This is a genomic window from Amycolatopsis echigonensis (assembly GCF_002846615.1).
In the GTDB taxonomy this organism is placed as follows: Bacteria; Actinomycetota; Actinomycetes; order Mycobacteriales; family Pseudonocardiaceae; genus Amycolatopsis; species Amycolatopsis echigonensis.
Genome location: NZ_PJMY01000003.1, coordinates 7,690,054 through 7,704,594 on the forward strand (window position 1 = coordinate 7,690,054; position 14,541 = coordinate 7,704,594).

The following is a 14,541-nucleotide window of genomic DNA, read 5'->3' on the forward strand; positions in this document are numbered from 1 at the left end:
GCGTCGAACACATGAAGATCACCTACGCCTGGCGCGCCGACCTGACCGACGCGCAGCTCGTCGCGCTCACCGAAGCGCACGGCGGAAACGCGGAGCCCGGCTGGTGGGATCGGGCGAGGCGGCACAGTCTCGGCTGGGTCAGCGCGCACGACGGCGACGACCTGGTGGGGTTCGCGAACCTGGCCTGGGACGGCGCGGACCACGCGTTCCTCCTCGATCCGAAGGTGCACGCGGACTGGCAGCACCGCGGCATCGGCACTGAACTCGTCGGCCGGGCGCGGGACGCCGCTCGGGACGCGGGCTGTGAGTGGCTGCACGTGGACTTCGAACCGCACCTGCGGCCGTTCTACTTCGGCTCCTGCGGGTTCGTCCCGACCGACGCGGGGTTGATCCGGCTCACCGCGAGCTGATCCGGCACAGCCGGTGCGGGAGCGATTACCGTGGGGGCCGTGACCACGGCTGCGTTCTTCTCCTCGTTCGAAGCGGGCGATCCGCAGCCGGTCGCTTCCGGGGCGCGCGTGGACCGCGGGCCGCGGCGGTCGCCGACGGCGAAGACCGGCGTCGGGTTCACCGGGGCGAAAGCGTTGCGCTACCAGGCCGGGCCGACTCTCGTGCTGTTCGAGGTGGACATTCCGGTCACTGACCACAGTGCACTGTCGTATGTGGTCTTCCCGGCGTCCGACGGTCCGGTGCCGAGCTACCGCAGCACCGACGTCACGCTCGACGTCGAGTTCGACGACGGCAGCCGCGCCGGGTTCTCCCCGGAGCCGAAGAAACTCTACGTGGACCAGTGGAACCTGGTGCGCCGTCCGCTGGGGGCGTTCGCGGGACGGCGGGTGCGGCGGATCCTGCTGGAGACCGGGTTCGACGGCGACGCCACCGGCTGGCTGGACGACGTCCGGATCGCCGAGCGTCCGCCGCGGCACGACGACCCGGTCGACTGGGTCCGCACGACTCGCGGCACGCATTCCAGCGGCGAGTTCTCGCGCGGCAACACCTTCCCGGCCACCGCGGTGCCGCACGGCTTCAACTTCTGGACCCCGGTCACCGACGCGCGGGCGCTGAACTGGTTCTACTCCTACCACCGGCACAACGACGAGCGGAACGAGCCGCGGCTGCAGGCGTTCGGGCTCAGCCACCAGCCGAGTCCGTGGATGGGCGACCGGCACACCTTCCACCTCATTCCCGGGACCGGCCCAGTCGAACCGGACCGCGTGCGGCGTTCGCTGTCATTCAGCCACGACGACGAGACCGACCGGCCGCACCACTACGGCGTCCGGTTCCGCGGCGGCCTCACCGCCGAGGTCGCGCCGTCCGAGCACGCGGCGATGTTCCGGTTCGCGTTTCCCGAAGGCCGCGGCTGGGTGCTCTTCGACAACGCCCGCAACCGCGGCGGTATCCGGATCGACGCCGAACGCGGGAGCGTCACCGGGCACACGTGGGTGCGCAGCGGGCTGTCGACCGGCGCGCGGCGGATGTTCGTCTACGCGGAGGCTGATCAGCGGCCGTCCGGCGGCGGGCGGATCCGGCGGCCATTCTGGCGGACGGTGACCGGGAGCCTGGAGTTCGCCGCGCCCGAGGTGACCCTGCGGATCGCGACGTCGCTGATCAGCCTCGCGCAGGCGAAACGCAACCTGACGCTGGAAATCCCGGCGGGCACGACGTTCGACGAGGTGCGGGACCGGGCCCGGGAACGCTGGCAGGAGGTGCTCGGCCGCGTCGAGCTGGAGGGTGCGTCCGAGGACGAGCTGACCACGTTCTACTCATGCCTGTACCGGCTGTTCCTGTATCCGAACGTCGCGCACGAGAACACGCCGCGCGGCATCCGGCACGCGAGCCCGGTCGTGCGGAGTTTCCGGCCGAGCACGCGACGGCGCACCGGCGCGAAGGTCGTGGACGGCGAGTTGTACGTCAACAACGGCTTCTGGGACACCTACCGCACCGCCTGGCCCGCGTACGCGCTGCTCGCGCCGCGCCAGTGCGGCCGGATGATCGACGGTTTCGTGCAGCAGTACCGCGAGGGAGGCTGGATCGCCCGCTGGTCCTCCCCCGGCTACGCCGACCTGATGACCGGCACCAGCTCCGATGTCGCGTTCGCCGACGCCTATCTGAAGGGCGTCACGAACTTCGACGTCGAGGCCGCCTACGACGCGGCCCTCAAGAACGCCACGGTCACGCCGCCGCGCGCGGGTGTCGGCCGCAAAGGACTCGACCGCTCCGCCTTCCTCGGCTACACCCCGGCCTCGACGCGCGGCGGCCTGTCCTGGGCGCTCGAAGGCTGCCTCAACGACTACGGCCTCGCCAACCTGTCCGACGCGCTCGCCCGGGAAAGCAGTGGCGCGCGGGCGCGCCGGTTCGCCGACAACGCCGTCTACTTCCGGCAGCGCGCCCAGCACTACGCCAACCACTTCGACCCGCGGATCGGCTTCTTCCAGGGCCGCACCCTCGACGGCGGCTGGCGGCACCCGGCCGCCGGGTTCGATCCCGCGGCCTGGGGTCCGGACTACGTCGAGACCAACGCCTGGAACACCGCGTTCTCCACGGCGCACGACGGTCCCGGCCTCGCCGCGCTCCACGGCGGGCCGTCGGGTCTCGAGGCGAAACTCGACGAGTTCTTCCGCCTCCCGGAGACCGGCCAGAACGGCCGGATCCACGAGATGACCGAGGCCCGGGACGTGCGGATGGGCCAATACGGGCATTCCAACCAGCCGTCGCACCACATCCCGTTCGTGTACGGCTTCGCCGGGGCGCAGGCGAAACTGCAGCGGACCGTCCGCGAGGTGCTGCGCCGGCTGTATCTCGGCGGCGAACTCGGCCAGGGCTATCCCGGGGACGAGGACAACGGGGAAATGTCGGCCTGGTATGTCTTCACCGCCCTCGGTCTCTACCCGTTGACCGTCGGCAGCCCGCGGTACGCGGTCTGCGCGCCGTTGTTCCGCTCCGCCACCGTGCACCTCGAGAACGGAAAGGACCTGGTGATCCGAGCACCCCGCGCCGCGACCGCCGACAGCGCGGCCGACACGCCGTACGTGCACGGCCTGACTGTCGACGGCGAACCGCATTCTTCGGCGACTCTCGCGCACGCGGTCCTCGCCTGCGGCGCGGTGCTGGAGTTCGACGTCCGCGCCGAGCCCGGCGACTGGGGCTCGGCACCGGTCACCCCGGTCGCCCCCGCGCCGCTCCGCGATCTCACCGGCACCGGCGTCGCCGCGCTCACCGACAACACCAGCCGCACCCAGGCCGTCTTCCGCACGCCCAGGCCGATCGTCGCCTTCACCGCGGACGGCGAGCCGCGTGAAGTCGTCCTCTACACGCTCACCTCCGGCAGGAGCGCGGGCGATCCGCGGGACTGGGTGCTCGAAGGCTCCGACGACGGACACCAGTGGCGGCCCCTGGACGAACGCTCCGGCGAGGTGTTCCGCTGGCGGCGCCAGACCCGGCCGTTCGTGCTCGCCGAGCCTGCCGCGTGCCGGCACTACCGGCTGCGGGTCCGCGCCTCGACCCGGCGGAGCGTCGCCCTCGCCCAGTGGGAGCTGCTGGCCCGATGATCACCGACGTGCGCAACGCCTTCCTCGACCGGCTGGCGGCGGCCGATCCCGGTCTCGTCCGGCTGCGGCTCGCCGCGTCGGCGGTGCTCGGCATCGTGATCGCGGTTCTCGCGCTGCAGCCGCTGCACTTCCCGCTCACCACCACGCTCGTCGCGGCCATCGCGGCGATGATGAGCGCGTTCACCGTCAACGACGCCACCAGCGGCGGCCAGGCCGTCACGCTGCTGCTCGCGTTGCTGGTCGGGGCCGCGTCGATCACCACCGCCTGTTTCGGCTCCGCCTACGCGCCGCTCGACAGCATCGTGTTCGTGCTGCTGATCTTCGTCGCGGTGTACGTCCAGCGGTTCGGCGCGCGCGGCACCGCGCTCGGGTCGATGGCGTTCTTCCTGTTCTTCTTCCCGATGTTCCTGCAGGCGCACCTCGCGCAGGTGCCGCGCCTGCTGATCGCGCTGGCGATCGGCGTCGCGTCGAACGCGGTCGTGCGGTTCCTTCTCTTGCGCCGCAACGCCGAAAGCGAGCTGATCCGCTACCGGCAGGCGTTCCGCGCGCGGCTCGGCGCGGCGGTGCGCGCGACCGAGGCGTACATCTCGTCCGGCGGTTCGGACCGCAGCAACCGGCAGATCCGCACCTCGATGGAACGGCTGCACGAGGTCGTCCTGCTGATCGAGGACCACGCGCCCGACGTGGTCGACGACCGCCGCGCCGACCAGCTGCGCCGCCGGGTGATCGAGGTCGAACTGGCCGTGCAGTGGCTCGTGATCACCGTGCGGCGGACGTGTTCGCAGCCGCTGCCCGAGGGCGTCGCGGACGATCTCGTGGCCCGGCTGGCGCGGTTCCGGTCGCTGATGGAACGCGATCCGCGCGACCTGCCGCTGATCAGCGAAACCGGCGAGTACAGCCGGATGCTCGTGGAGGGCAGCCGGATCGACGAACGCGCGCACCCCGGCGACGGCGTCCGCCGGGCGATCGCCGAACTGGCCGTCGCGGACGACCGGGCGCAGCGGACCGCGAGCCGCCAGGCAGGAGTGGACTTCCCCGCCGAAGAGGACGAGGAAGACGAACCGACCAAGGCCTTCGCCTACGACAACCAGACCCGCGGGGCGATCCAGGCGGTGCTCGGCGGCGGGCTCGCCGTGCTGGCCGGGCAGCTGATCTCGCCGCAGCGCTGGTACTGGGCGGTGCTGACGGTGTTCGTCGTGTTCATCGGCACGTCCAGCGCGGGCGCGCGGTTCGTGAAAGGCATGCGCCGCACCGGCGGGACTCTGCTGGGCATCGTCGGCGGCGTCGCGCTGGCGCTGCTGGTCAGCGGCAACACCCCGGCGATCCTCGCGCTCCTGCTGCTCTGCGTTTTCGGCATGGTCTACACCGCGCGCGTGTCGCAGTTCCTGATGGCGTTCTTCGTGACGAGCATGCTGGGGTTGCTCTACAGCCTGCTCGGCACGTTCAGCATCGAGGTGCTGTGGATCCGCGTCGCCGAGACCGCGGTCGGCGCGGCCTGCGGGCTGCTCGCCGCCGTCGTCGTGCTGCCGGTCCGCACCCGCGCGGTGATGCTGGACGACATCGCGGTCGCGCTCGACGAACTGCACGAATTCGTCGAGTCAGCCGCGACCCTGCTGTCCGGCCGCGAGAACGTGAACATCATCGAGATGTCCCGCGACCTCGACCGCGCGGTCGAGCAGGTGCGGCTGACGATCGAACCGCTCACCCACCCGATCAACCTGCGCAGCGCCCGGCGCGACTACGGCTGGCACGTGCTCACCACGTTGGAGGGCATCGCCTTCCGCGCCCGGCACGTGGCCGCCCGCGCTCAGCCCGGCCAGCTCGCCGGCCCGGTCTCGGAGCGGCTGGACCAGTTCGCCGGCCGGATCATCGCGAACGTCGACCTGGTGCACGAGGCGGTCAGCAATCCGGGCAGCACGCGGACGCGCAAACTCGTCCGCGACGACGGGACCCCGGTCGCCGACCGCATCGACGAGGCCGAGACCCGCGCCGTGCTGTCCAGCCTGAGCCATCTCGACGAAGGGCTCATCGCGCTGGGCCGCGTGCTGGGCGTCGGCGCACAGGACCCGCCGCGGCACAGCTGACCTACGCGGAAGCGGCGTCGAGGATCCGCAGCTCGTCGTCGCTCAGCCGCACCTCGTGGATCGCGACCAGCGCGGGCACCTGCTCGACCGTGCGCGCGGACGCGATCGGCGCGGTCACCGTCGGCTGCTGCGCGAGCCAGGCCAGCGCGACCGTCGCCATCTCCGCGCCGCGCGCCTTCGCGACCTCCTCCAGCGCGGCGAGCACCTTCACGCCGTGCTCGGTGTCCGCGTAACCGCCCGCGAGCCCGGGCAGGTTTCGGACGTTGTCGACCTGCTCGCCGGGCCGGTACTTGCCGGTCAGGAACCCGGACGCCAGACCGAAATACGGCACGCAGGCCAGCCCGTGCCGCTGCACGATCGCCCGCTTCTCGCTCTCGTACCCATCCCGCGCGACGAGGTTGTACTGCGGCTGCAGCGCGACGTACTTCGCCAGGCCTTCGCGGTCGGAGAACTCCAGCGACGCGGTCAGCCGCTCCGGGCTGATGTTCGACGCCGCGATCGCGCGGACCTTGCCTTCCTTCACCAGCTCGTCGAGTGCGGTGACGATGTCTTCGACCGGGACGGACTCGTCGTCGAAATGCGTGTAGTACAGGTCGATCCGGTCGACCCCCAGCCGCCGCAGCGATTCCTCGGCGGCGGCCTTGATGTTCGCCGGCGCGAGCCCCTTGAACTGCGGGTGGTCGCCGACCTTCGTAGCGACGACCACGCCGTCCCGGTTCCCGCGCGAGGCGAGCCACTTGCCGATGATGGTCTCGGACTGCCCGGCCTCGTTGCCCGGGAAGTGGTACATGTACGAATCGGACGTGTCGAGGAAGTTGCCGCCCGCCTCGGCGTAGGCGTCCAGCACGGCGAACGACGCCGGTTCGTCGGCGGTCCAGCCGAACACGTTCCCGCCGAGGCACAGCGGGGAGACGGCGAGGTCGGATGAGCCCAGTGTGCGAAGTGCGACCATGATCGCATTCAATCACTCCCGGACCGGGAAATGCCCCTGCCGACAGGAAAATCTGCCCTCTCGTACCTCGCCCGGAGCTGGCATGATCAACGGTCTCTGACAGCGTTCTGGGGAGGGCAGCTGATGAGAAGACCGGCGGTCGACGACCCGCTCTGGCTCGGGCGGTACCGGGTGCTCGCGGAACTGAGCCGAGGCGAGAAGACCCGGGTGCTGCTCGGCAGCGGACCGGACGACCGCCTGGTCGCCCTCATCCTCCGGCATTCGGCCGACGACAACGGATTCCGCACCGAGGCCGCGGCCTTGAGCGCGGTTCTCGAAGCCGATCCGGACGCGGCGACACCGTGGTTCGCGCACGAGTTCCATCCCGGGCCTTCGCTGCGGGACATCCTCGACACCGTCGGCACACTGCCCGAACCGGCGGTGCTTCGGCTGGCCGCCGGAATCGCGGCCGACTTGGCTCAGCTCCACAGCGCCGGACTGGTGCACGGAAACCTGGACCCGTCCCACGTCCGGCTCACCAGCACCGGAGCCAGGCTGATCGCCCGCGCGACCGGCGACGAGCCGGCCGACGACCTGTACGCGCTCGGCTCGCTCCTCGCCGCCGCTGCGGAGACCGCGCTGCCCGAGGCAATCCGCCCATGCCTGGCGGAAAACCCGGCCGACCGGCCCACCGCCGCCGAACTCCTGGAGGTGCTCGGACCGTCGACCGCCCCCTGGCCGCCCGCCGTCGACAAGCTCATCGCCGAGCGCACGGCCGAACTCGCCCCATTCCTCGACCAGCCGATACCGCAGGACGAGCCCGATCCGATCGTCTATCAGCTCTCCGACGCTCCTGCGTCCCCGCGACGCCCGGTCCCCCGTCGGCGGCTCCTCATCGGCGCGCTCGCCCTGGTGATCGCTGGACTGGCCGCTTGGATCGCGTGGCCGAATCCGCCCACACTTCCGCCCGCACCGCAGCCGCCGCTCGTCGAATCCGGATTCCTCCTCGCCCGCGGTCATCCGGAAGCCCTGCGGTTCAGCCACGACGGCAGACTGCTCGCCACGGTGAACGCCGACTTCACCATCGACGTCCTGGATGTCGTGACCCGCAAGCCGGTCGGCACGCGCCTCGGCCCCTTCCCCGACAACGGCCTCACCGGACTGGCCTTCAGCTCCGACAACGCCGCCCTGACCGTCTCGCGCGTCAAGGACAAGCAGCTCACGACGCAAACCTGGGACGCGCGAACCGGCCGGGAAACCGGCGCACCACTCGTGCTCGAGAACAGCGATCCCGACGGCGGCTGGCCCACGATCAGCCCCGACGGCATCCTCGCGGCGGTGCCGATGGACTCCCCGCGCCGACTGGAACTGTGGCGGATCGCCGACCGCACCCGTATCGGCAACATCGACACACCGGCAACCTTCCGGCACTCGGAGTTCAGCCCCGACGGCCGGACGCTCGCCGTGTACCAGTGGGACGGCCACTCCGCGCACACCAGCCAGCTCGGCCTGTGGGACACAGCTTCGCTGAGGCCGACCGGTGACCCGATCACCTGGACCGAAAACGACCGGCTCTGTTGCGTCGCCTTCCAGCCCGACAGCCGGACGCTGATCACCACCAGCGGCGAAGCCCGCAAGGCAGCGAGGGTGCAGCAGTGGGACACCGCCACGCGGAAGGAACTCCGACCAGGCTTTACTCTGGCACCCACGCGGATCGACGAGCAATCCGGCGACGCCTGGTTCGCCATGGCCTTGCCCGGCCTCGACGACCAGCACCTCCTCGCGCTCTCGGCGGGCACGCTCACCGTCGTCGGTCTCGACGGGAAACAGGAGGGCGCGGGCCTGCCCGGAATCGCCTCGCTCGCGGTCAGCCCGGACCGGAAGACCGTCGCCACCACCTCGGGCTCGACGGCGGACACCACCGTCCACCTGTGGCGCAAACCCTGACCCTGCACCGGGTGGCACCACTGCCCGGCCGGTCCGTGAAGGGCCCCTTCACGGACTTGGATTCCCATGCCAGCGCTTCAGTCGGCACGAAAGGCGCGGCTGCCTCAGGTCGAAGGAGCTCGCAGGTCCGGGCGAGCCGGTAGCGGGCCAGCCTGATGGCACGGACCACTAGACCCAGTCAAACGGTGGCAACTCGGGCGCTTCGCGGAGCTTGGCGTCCTTTGTGGACGCACACCAGCCGGTGAGGCCACGCCGCTCAATCCCCTGGCATTGGGCTTAGATTCCCTCAAGGAGCCCTTCACAACCCGCTTTCTCCACCGCGGACGCGCCCGATGTGGTGTTCGGCGCGTCCCTGCACCCAACGCCACGGGTGCGGAGGACGCACCCATCCGTCGAGTGCGCTCTCAGCGCGGGCAATGCGGCCCATCCGTTGAGACTGTGGCGCTCCGCCATACCTCTGCTGGGCCGCCCAATCCCGCATCGCGATCCCGGCTCAGCGGGCGAAAGCAGGCGGCGCGCCCATCGGGCTGAGATGCATCCCCGCGATCCGCCAGCCGTCCTCGCCGCGGACGAGCACGTGTGTCGCCCGGAACGTCCCGTCGACGCGGTTGCCCTGGTGGGTCGCGTCCTGATCGTGCACGCCGATCGCGATCGCGGTGTCGCCGTGCACGCGCACCTCGACGTCGCGCCAGTCGAGCCGGAGCGTCGCCAGCGCGCCGGACCGGTAACGGTCCAGCCACTGCTCCCGGTCGAGCACGAAGCCGAGCGGCCCGACGAGCCGGAATCCGTCGACGACCATGCCGCCCAGCGTGTCCGTGTCGCCCGCGACCTCGGCCGCGGCCCAGCGTTTGCCCAGTTCAGCGATCTCTTCGGGGTCCATGATGTCCTCCAGCGCCAGTCAGTGAGACACCATAAACGTTAGACATCTAATCCTTAGTCGTCAAACGGTTAGAGTTCGATGATCCTGGTGTACGGTCTTCCCCGTGCCCCGACCCGCCACCCCGCCGCTCGGCGTCCTCCTCGCCCGCACCGCCAAGACCGCGGGCCAGGCGTTCGACCGCGCGCTGGCCGAGGTCGGCGGCTCCCAACCGGTGTGGCAGATCCTCATCGCGCTCAAAACCCGCCGGCACGCGAGCCAGCGCGAACTCGCCGACGCCGTCGGCATCCAGGGCGCGACGCTCACCCACCACCTCAACGGCATGGAGACCGCGGGCTTGCTCACCCGCACCCGCGACCCGGAAAACCGGCGCGTGCACCAGGTCGAACTGACCGAGTACGGCGAACGGACCTTCCACCGCCTCGCCGACGCCGCGATCGCGCACGACAAACGGATGCGCCGGGGATTCACCGACGACGAGATCGCGACCCTGGCCGCATTGCTGACCAGACTCGCGGAAAACGTGACGCAGACGGACCCGTGAGCGGCCGAGGAAACGCTCACGGGTCCGGGTCGCGCCGTTACCGGACTGCCGGACAGCTCTTCCAGGCGAAGCGGTAAACCGTCTGAACACTGCCGTCCGTCGAATCCGTGGTCAGGAAGCTCGTCGTCTTCGCCGGGTCGGAAGTACCGGCATACGCACGCAATTCAGTGTTGAGGTTCAGGTTGCGCTCCTGGCCGCACGGTTCGTAGATAATCGCGTCGATGTCCGTCGAATCCGAGAACCGCCAGTCATTGTCGTAGAACCCGTCGAGCCGATGCGTCTCGTACGCGGTCGGCGAGTTTCCCTGGAAATAGTAGTTCGCGCGCTCCACGCCGTACGCACCGTTTTCGAGGTGCCCGAATCCGCGGTAGTCCGCCGAAACCGAAACCGCGGCGGTGTCCGGTGGGCAACCGGTCCCGGTCACCGTCGCCACGTCGATGATGATTTTGTCCAGCGGCGGATTCTGCGGCCAGGAATGCGGGGCAACCGTCGAAGAAAGGGCCAGCAGGGCAACCGCACCTGTTTCCGCGCCCCCTGCTTCCCGGCGGGTTTCGGGCGGGCAGCGCCGCCGCTGCCGTCCGCCGCGAACCGCGGCAGCTCCGCGCCCGCCACACCCGGTAACTGGATCGTGATGTGGAGTTACGCCCTTCGCCCCACGACTTAAGGCGGATCCGCGGCAGCGGGCCCGAACGTGATCCTGGCTACCGTGACTGGACGCACCCGGACGACGCCCGCCGGTAGGGCTAGCATCCTCGGTACTAGCCAAAGTCGTCTCAAGCTGGAGAAGCGCAATGACCCAAGCCCCTGTCAACGTCACCGTCACCGGTGCGGCCGGCCAGATCGGCTACGCGCTGCTGTTCCGCATCGCGTCCGGTCAGCTGCTCGGCGCCGACACCCCGGTGAAGCTGCGGCTCCTGGAGATCCCCCAGGCGGTCAAGGCGGCTGAGGGCACCGCGATGGAGCTGGACGACGGCGCGTTCCCGCTGCTGGCCGGCATCGACATCTTCGACGACCCGAAGCAGGCCTTCTCCGGCGCGAACATCGCCCTGCTGGTCGGCGCCCGCCCGCGCAGCAAAGGCATGGAGCGCGGCGACCTGCTCGAGGCCAACGGCGGCATCTTCAAGCCCCAGGGCGAGGCGATCAACGCCGGCGCGGCCGACGACATCAAGGTGCTCGTGGTGGGCAACCCGGCCAACACCAACGCCCTGATCGCCCAGTCGCACGCCCCCGACGTGCCCGCCGAGCGCTTCACCGCGATGACCCGCCTCGACCACAACCGCGCGCTGGCCCAGCTGGCCAAGAAGCTCGGCGTCGCGGTGACCGACCTGAAGAAGGTCGCGATCTGGGGCAACCACTCGGCCACGCAGTACCCGTCGGTGCAGCACGCCGAGGTCAACGGCAAGAACGTCGCCGAGACCATCAACGACCAGGCGTGGCTCGCCGACACCTTCATCCCGACCGTCGCCAAGCGCGGTGCCGCGATCATCGAGGCCCGCGGCCTGTCCTCGGCCGCCTCCGCCGCCTCGGCCGCGATCGACCACGTCTACACCTGGGTCAACGGCACCCCCGAGGGCGACTGGACCTCGGCCGGCGTCGTCTCCGACGGCTCCTACGGCGTCCCGGAGGGCCTCATCTCCTCCTTCCCGGTCACCGCGAAGGATGGCAAGTACGAGATCGTGCAGGGCCTGGAGATCGACGAGTTCTCCCGCCAGCGCATCGACGCCTCCGTGGCCGAACTGGCCGAGGAGCGCGACGCGGTCCGCAAGCTGGGCCTGATCTGAGGTTCGTTTTCCGCGATGGCCGCCCCGGTTTCCGGGGCGGCCTTCGTTCGTCTTCAGCTGTTCTTTCAGGGCTGAGGTTGGCGGCGGAAGTGTCTCGCGCTGGGTTGTTCTACCAATCGCCCGCTGTATAGGGCGTTATACAATTGAGAGTAGTTCGTGTAGTCGCCGGGCGACGCCGAAGTCCGGCACCGTGTGCGTGCCGTCTCGGAGGTCGGCGGCCAGCAGGTCGTAAACCCGGCCCACATTCGCGGCCTGGACCGGCAATCCGCTGACCTCGCTCACCGGAACCACCGTCCACTCCGGACTGCCGGGACGGGACGACTGGAGATCGAGCCAGCCGATCTGCGGTTGCGCCGCCCACGGATCGGTCTCCGGCGCGGAGGTCAGCGCAAGATTTCCTGCGGTCCCCGCGATCTCGATCCGCGTCCGGGGCATCGCCGCGTCCCCGTCGTGCAGATGGACGGACACCACTGCCCCACTGTCGAGCTCAGCGTGGGCCAGGAAGTGATCCGGCGCCGTGACTTCGAGCGGCTCTCCCGTCTCGGCGACGCGATGCGAGCCGTTCCGGATCGCCGTCCGGGCCGTCAGTTCACGGATCGGACCGAGCTGGTACTGCACCAGATCGAGCGTGTGTCCGCCGAGGACTTCGACCAGTCCGGCCCCGGCACGACGGTCGTAGGTGTAGGCCGTCCAGCCGGGGACGTCGCGAGTGTTTCCCTTGCCGCGCGAGCTGTACACGGTCGCGGACTGCACGGTGCCGATCTCGCCCGCTGAGATCATCGCGCGGGCGCGACTGACGCTCGGCGAGAACCTCGCCTGCAGGCCAACAGCAGTGTGGACCCCAGCCCGCTCCCCCGCCGCAGCCAGCGCGGCGGCCTCCTCCGCGGTTGTCGTCAGCGGCCACTCGCAGTAGACGTGCTTGCCTGCCTCCAGCGCAGCTGTCACCAACTCGACGTGCGCGGGCACCTTCACCGTGACGACAACCAGGTCGACATCAGGATGCTCGGCGAGGCTCCGGGCGGCGGTGAAGGCGTGTCGCGCCCCGAATCGGGTGCGCGCCGCTTCGGCAGTGCTGGACCGCGTGGTCGCGACGCCGACGAGAGAGAAGTCGGGCGACGCGGCGATCGCGGGAACGTGCGCCCGCCCAGCCCAGCTCCGATCCGGACTCGCGCCGAGGATTCCGACGCCGATCGGCTTGGTCAAACCTCCACCTCCACTAAGCGGGTCACCATGTTCCGGTTCTGCCAAGCTATCAGAAGCGGAACATGGTGACCCGCTTGGTTTAGACTGCGGGAATGCCGGACTCCGTCGCAGCGCTGCTCGCCCAAGACCGACCGCGTGCCGATGCGCAACGCAATGTCGAGCGACTGGTCGCAGCGACCCGCGAAGCACTGGACGAGCTGGGGCTCGCCGTCACGACCCGCGACATTGCGCACCGCGCGGGCGTCGGCCTCGGCACGCTGTATCGGCGGGTGCCCTCGCTGGACGCACTCCTCGCCGCGATCCTCACCGACACGATCGATGAAATGACGGACGGCGCCGCACACGCCCTCGACTCCCCCGACCCGTGGCAGGGATTCGCCGCGTTCGCCGAGACCTACGTCCAGTTGCGCGCCTCCAGCTGCGGCCTGCACGACGCACTTTCCGGCCGCGGCGAACGCCTTGACCTGGAGCCGCGCATCACCCGGCTGCGGCGGGCGATGCGCCAGCTGGTCCAGCGAGCCCAGGAGGCCGGGGTGTTGCGCGCTGACGTCGACTGGCAGGACGTCCCGTTCGCGCTCGCCACCGCGATCCCGCCAGGACACACGATCGGACTCGTCCCGCGCGACGATCAGTGGCGGCGGAACCTCCGGATCGTCCTCGACGGCCTGTGCCCGGCACGGTCACCTGCTCCCCCGGAATGAGCCCAGCTCGCGGCGAATCCAGGACGCGCCCGGTCGAGCCGCCGCTAGGGTCGGTCGTATGGCCCGGCTGATCCACCTGAACGGCCCGTCCGGCATCGGGAAATCCACCGTCGCGCGGCGCTATGCCGATCTTCACCCGGGAGTGCTCGATCTCGACGCCGACCAGGTAGTCATGATGATCGGCGGCTGGCGCACCGCGTTCTGGGACACGCTGCCCGCCGCGCGCCGGCTCGCGCTCGCCATGGCGGAAACCCATCTGCGGGCCGGGTACGACGTGGTCATGCCACAACTGGTGACTCGCCTCGATCAAGCCGAGCAGTTCGAGGAGGCAGCCCGCGCGGCAGACGGCGAGTACGTCGAGATCATGCTCACCGCGCCCCGTCCGCAGGCGAAAGCCCGCTTCGCCGCGCGCGGCGACCACGCGGCGACGGACGCGATGGCCGAACTGGGCGGCCCGGTCGTGCTCGACCGGATCCACGACCACGTCGGGGTGTACCTCGCGCTCCGTCCACAGTGCACAGTGCTGGACACCGAACACCTGGGCCCGGACGAAACCTGTGCGAAAGTCGCGGAAGTCGTTGCCCGCGGGGCAGCGTCAGAGCGTGCGCTGAACGGGGAGCAAAAGGGAAAGCGGCCGTCCGACCCAGTCTGAGCGCGGTCTGTGTCGAGGAGTGCCCCGACACAAAGCCGACGCGGTCCGGCCGGGTTGGACGGGCACCTCGACGTCCTCACCTCCCACCGGCGCGCGAACAGACTGCCCGCCGTGCTCGGCGCGGTGTCGGAAGCGAAGAACCAGTCCTGCTCGGCCCCGGCGAGAAGATGCCATCCGTCATCGGGTCCACCCGCGCCAGATCGCAATACTCAAGGCCATGAACAAGATCCGGACCGAGCCGCCGCCGCTCGCGGGACGCTCCGCGCTTACCCG

The 14,541-nt window shown here is 70.2% G+C and carries 12 protein-coding genes; 8 read left to right on the forward strand and 4 right to left on the reverse strand.

Translation table 11 applies throughout. The annotated features are described in order from the left end of the window. Positions 1-11: 11 nt before the first annotated feature. Genes ATK30_RS41310 through ATK30_RS41320 form a run of 3 tightly spaced genes read left to right on the forward strand, consistent with a single transcriptional unit; the run spans position 12 to position 5,632 of the window. Positions 12-410 (forward strand): GNAT family N-acetyltransferase, encoded by a 399-nt coding sequence (locus tag ATK30_RS41310; protein ID WP_101440109.1) that lies wholly within the window; start codon positions 12-14, stop codon positions 408-410. Between the two features lie 39 nt (positions 411-449). Continuing rightward, positions 450-3,548: a GH92 family glycosyl hydrolase gene (locus ATK30_RS41315; protein ID WP_101440110.1), complete on the forward strand. Its 3,099-nt coding sequence runs from the start codon at positions 450-452 to the stop codon at positions 3,546-3,548. Next, complete coding sequence (locus ATK30_RS41320) at positions 3,545-5,632, forward strand: FUSC family protein (RefSeq protein ID WP_101440111.1); 2,088 nt, start codon at positions 3,545-3,547, stop codon at positions 5,630-5,632. Before ATK30_RS41315 ends, ATK30_RS41320 begins: the two co-directional genes overlap by 4 nt. A 1-nt stretch (position 5,633) precedes the next feature. On the opposite strand, the gene ATK30_RS41325 is transcribed toward ATK30_RS41320, so the two are convergent. Further along, positions 5,634-6,584 carry an aldo/keto reductase gene (locus ATK30_RS41325; protein WP_101440112.1) on the reverse strand — a complete coding sequence of 317 codons (951 nt, stop codon included), beginning with the start codon at positions 6,582-6,584 and terminating at the stop codon, positions 5,634-5,636. Positions 6,585-6,707: 123 nt separating this feature from the next. Between ATK30_RS41325 and ATK30_RS41330 the strand changes: the two genes are divergently transcribed. Further along, on the forward strand, positions 6,708-8,510 hold the full coding sequence (locus tag ATK30_RS41330) for a WD40 repeat domain-containing protein kinase family protein (protein WP_101440113.1): 1,803 nt from the start codon (positions 6,708-6,710) through the stop codon (positions 8,508-8,510). Between the two features lie 493 nt (positions 8,511-9,003). Here ATK30_RS41330 and ATK30_RS41335 read toward each other — a convergent pair whose 3' ends face one another. After that, on the reverse strand, positions 9,004-9,390 hold the full coding sequence (locus tag ATK30_RS41335) for a nuclear transport factor 2 family protein (protein WP_101440114.1): 387 nt from the start codon (positions 9,388-9,390) through the stop codon (positions 9,004-9,006). A 103-nt stretch (positions 9,391-9,493) separates the two neighbouring features. On the opposite strand from ATK30_RS41335, the gene ATK30_RS41340 reads away from it, so the two are divergent. Continuing rightward, on the forward strand, positions 9,494-9,931 hold the full coding sequence (locus ATK30_RS41340; RefSeq protein WP_101440115.1) for a MarR family winged helix-turn-helix transcriptional regulator: 438 nt from the start codon (positions 9,494-9,496) through the stop codon (positions 9,929-9,931). A 37-nt stretch (positions 9,932-9,968) separates the two neighbouring features. On the opposite strand, the gene ATK30_RS41345 is transcribed toward ATK30_RS41340, so the two are convergent. After that, on the reverse strand, positions 9,969-10,436 hold the full coding sequence (locus tag ATK30_RS41345; RefSeq protein ID WP_101441345.1) for a DUF4360 domain-containing protein: 468 nt from the start codon (positions 10,434-10,436) through the stop codon (positions 9,969-9,971). A 286-nt stretch (positions 10,437-10,722) separates the two neighbouring features. Here ATK30_RS41345 and ATK30_RS41350 point away from each other — a divergent pair, with 286 nt between their 5' ends. Next, the gene (locus tag ATK30_RS41350; protein ID WP_101440116.1) at positions 10,723-11,712 is read left to right on the forward strand and encodes a malate dehydrogenase; all 990 of its coding nucleotides are present in this window, start codon (positions 10,723-10,725) and stop codon (positions 11,710-11,712) included. Between the two features lie 135 nt (positions 11,713-11,847). On the opposite strand, the gene ATK30_RS41355 is transcribed toward ATK30_RS41350, so the two are convergent. Next, the gene (locus ATK30_RS41355) at positions 11,848-12,915 is read right to left on the reverse strand and encodes a Gfo/Idh/MocA family protein (RefSeq protein WP_101440117.1); all 1,068 of its coding nucleotides are present in this window, start codon (positions 12,913-12,915) and stop codon (positions 11,848-11,850) included. 92 nt (positions 12,916-13,007) lie between these two features. Between ATK30_RS41355 and ATK30_RS41360 the strand changes: the two genes are divergently transcribed. Continuing rightward, positions 13,008-13,616 (forward strand): TetR/AcrR family transcriptional regulator, encoded by a 609-nt coding sequence (locus ATK30_RS41360; protein WP_101440118.1) that lies wholly within the window; start codon positions 13,008-13,010, stop codon positions 13,614-13,616. A gap of 58 nt (positions 13,617-13,674) precedes the next feature. Beyond that, positions 13,675-14,268: a P-loop nucleotide/nucleoside kinase family protein gene (locus ATK30_RS41365; protein WP_101440119.1), complete on the forward strand. Its 594-nt coding sequence runs from the start codon at positions 13,675-13,677 to the stop codon at positions 14,266-14,268. The last annotated feature ends 273 nt before the right edge of the window (positions 14,269-14,541 follow it).

Bases quoted from the DNA above. Each gene is read 5' to 3' on its own strand.
- ATK30_RS41310 (WP_101440109.1), top strand. From the start codon at position 12: ATGAAGATCACCTACGCCTGGCGCGCCGACCTGACCGACGCGCAGCTC.
- ATK30_RS41320 (WP_101440111.1), top strand. From the start codon at position 3,545: ATGATCACCGACGTGCGCAACGCCTTCCTCGACCGGCTGGCGGCGGCC.
- ATK30_RS41325 (WP_101440112.1), bottom strand. From the start codon at position 6,584: ATGGTCGCACTTCGCACACTGGGCTCATCCGACCTCGCCGTCTCCCCG.
- ATK30_RS41330 (WP_101440113.1), top strand. From the start codon at position 6,708: ATGAGAAGACCGGCGGTCGACGACCCGCTCTGGCTCGGGCGGTACCGG.
- ATK30_RS41335 (WP_101440114.1), bottom strand. From the start codon at position 9,390: ATGGACCCCGAAGAGATCGCTGAACTGGGCAAACGCTGGGCCGCGGCC.
- ATK30_RS41350 (WP_101440116.1), top strand. From the start codon at position 10,723: ATGACCCAAGCCCCTGTCAACGTCACCGTCACCGGTGCGGCCGGCCAG.
- ATK30_RS41360 (WP_101440118.1), top strand. From the start codon at position 13,008: ATGCCGGACTCCGTCGCAGCGCTGCTCGCCCAAGACCGACCGCGTGCC.
- ATK30_RS41365 (WP_101440119.1), top strand. From the start codon at position 13,675: ATGGCCCGGCTGATCCACCTGAACGGCCCGTCCGGCATCGGGAAATCC.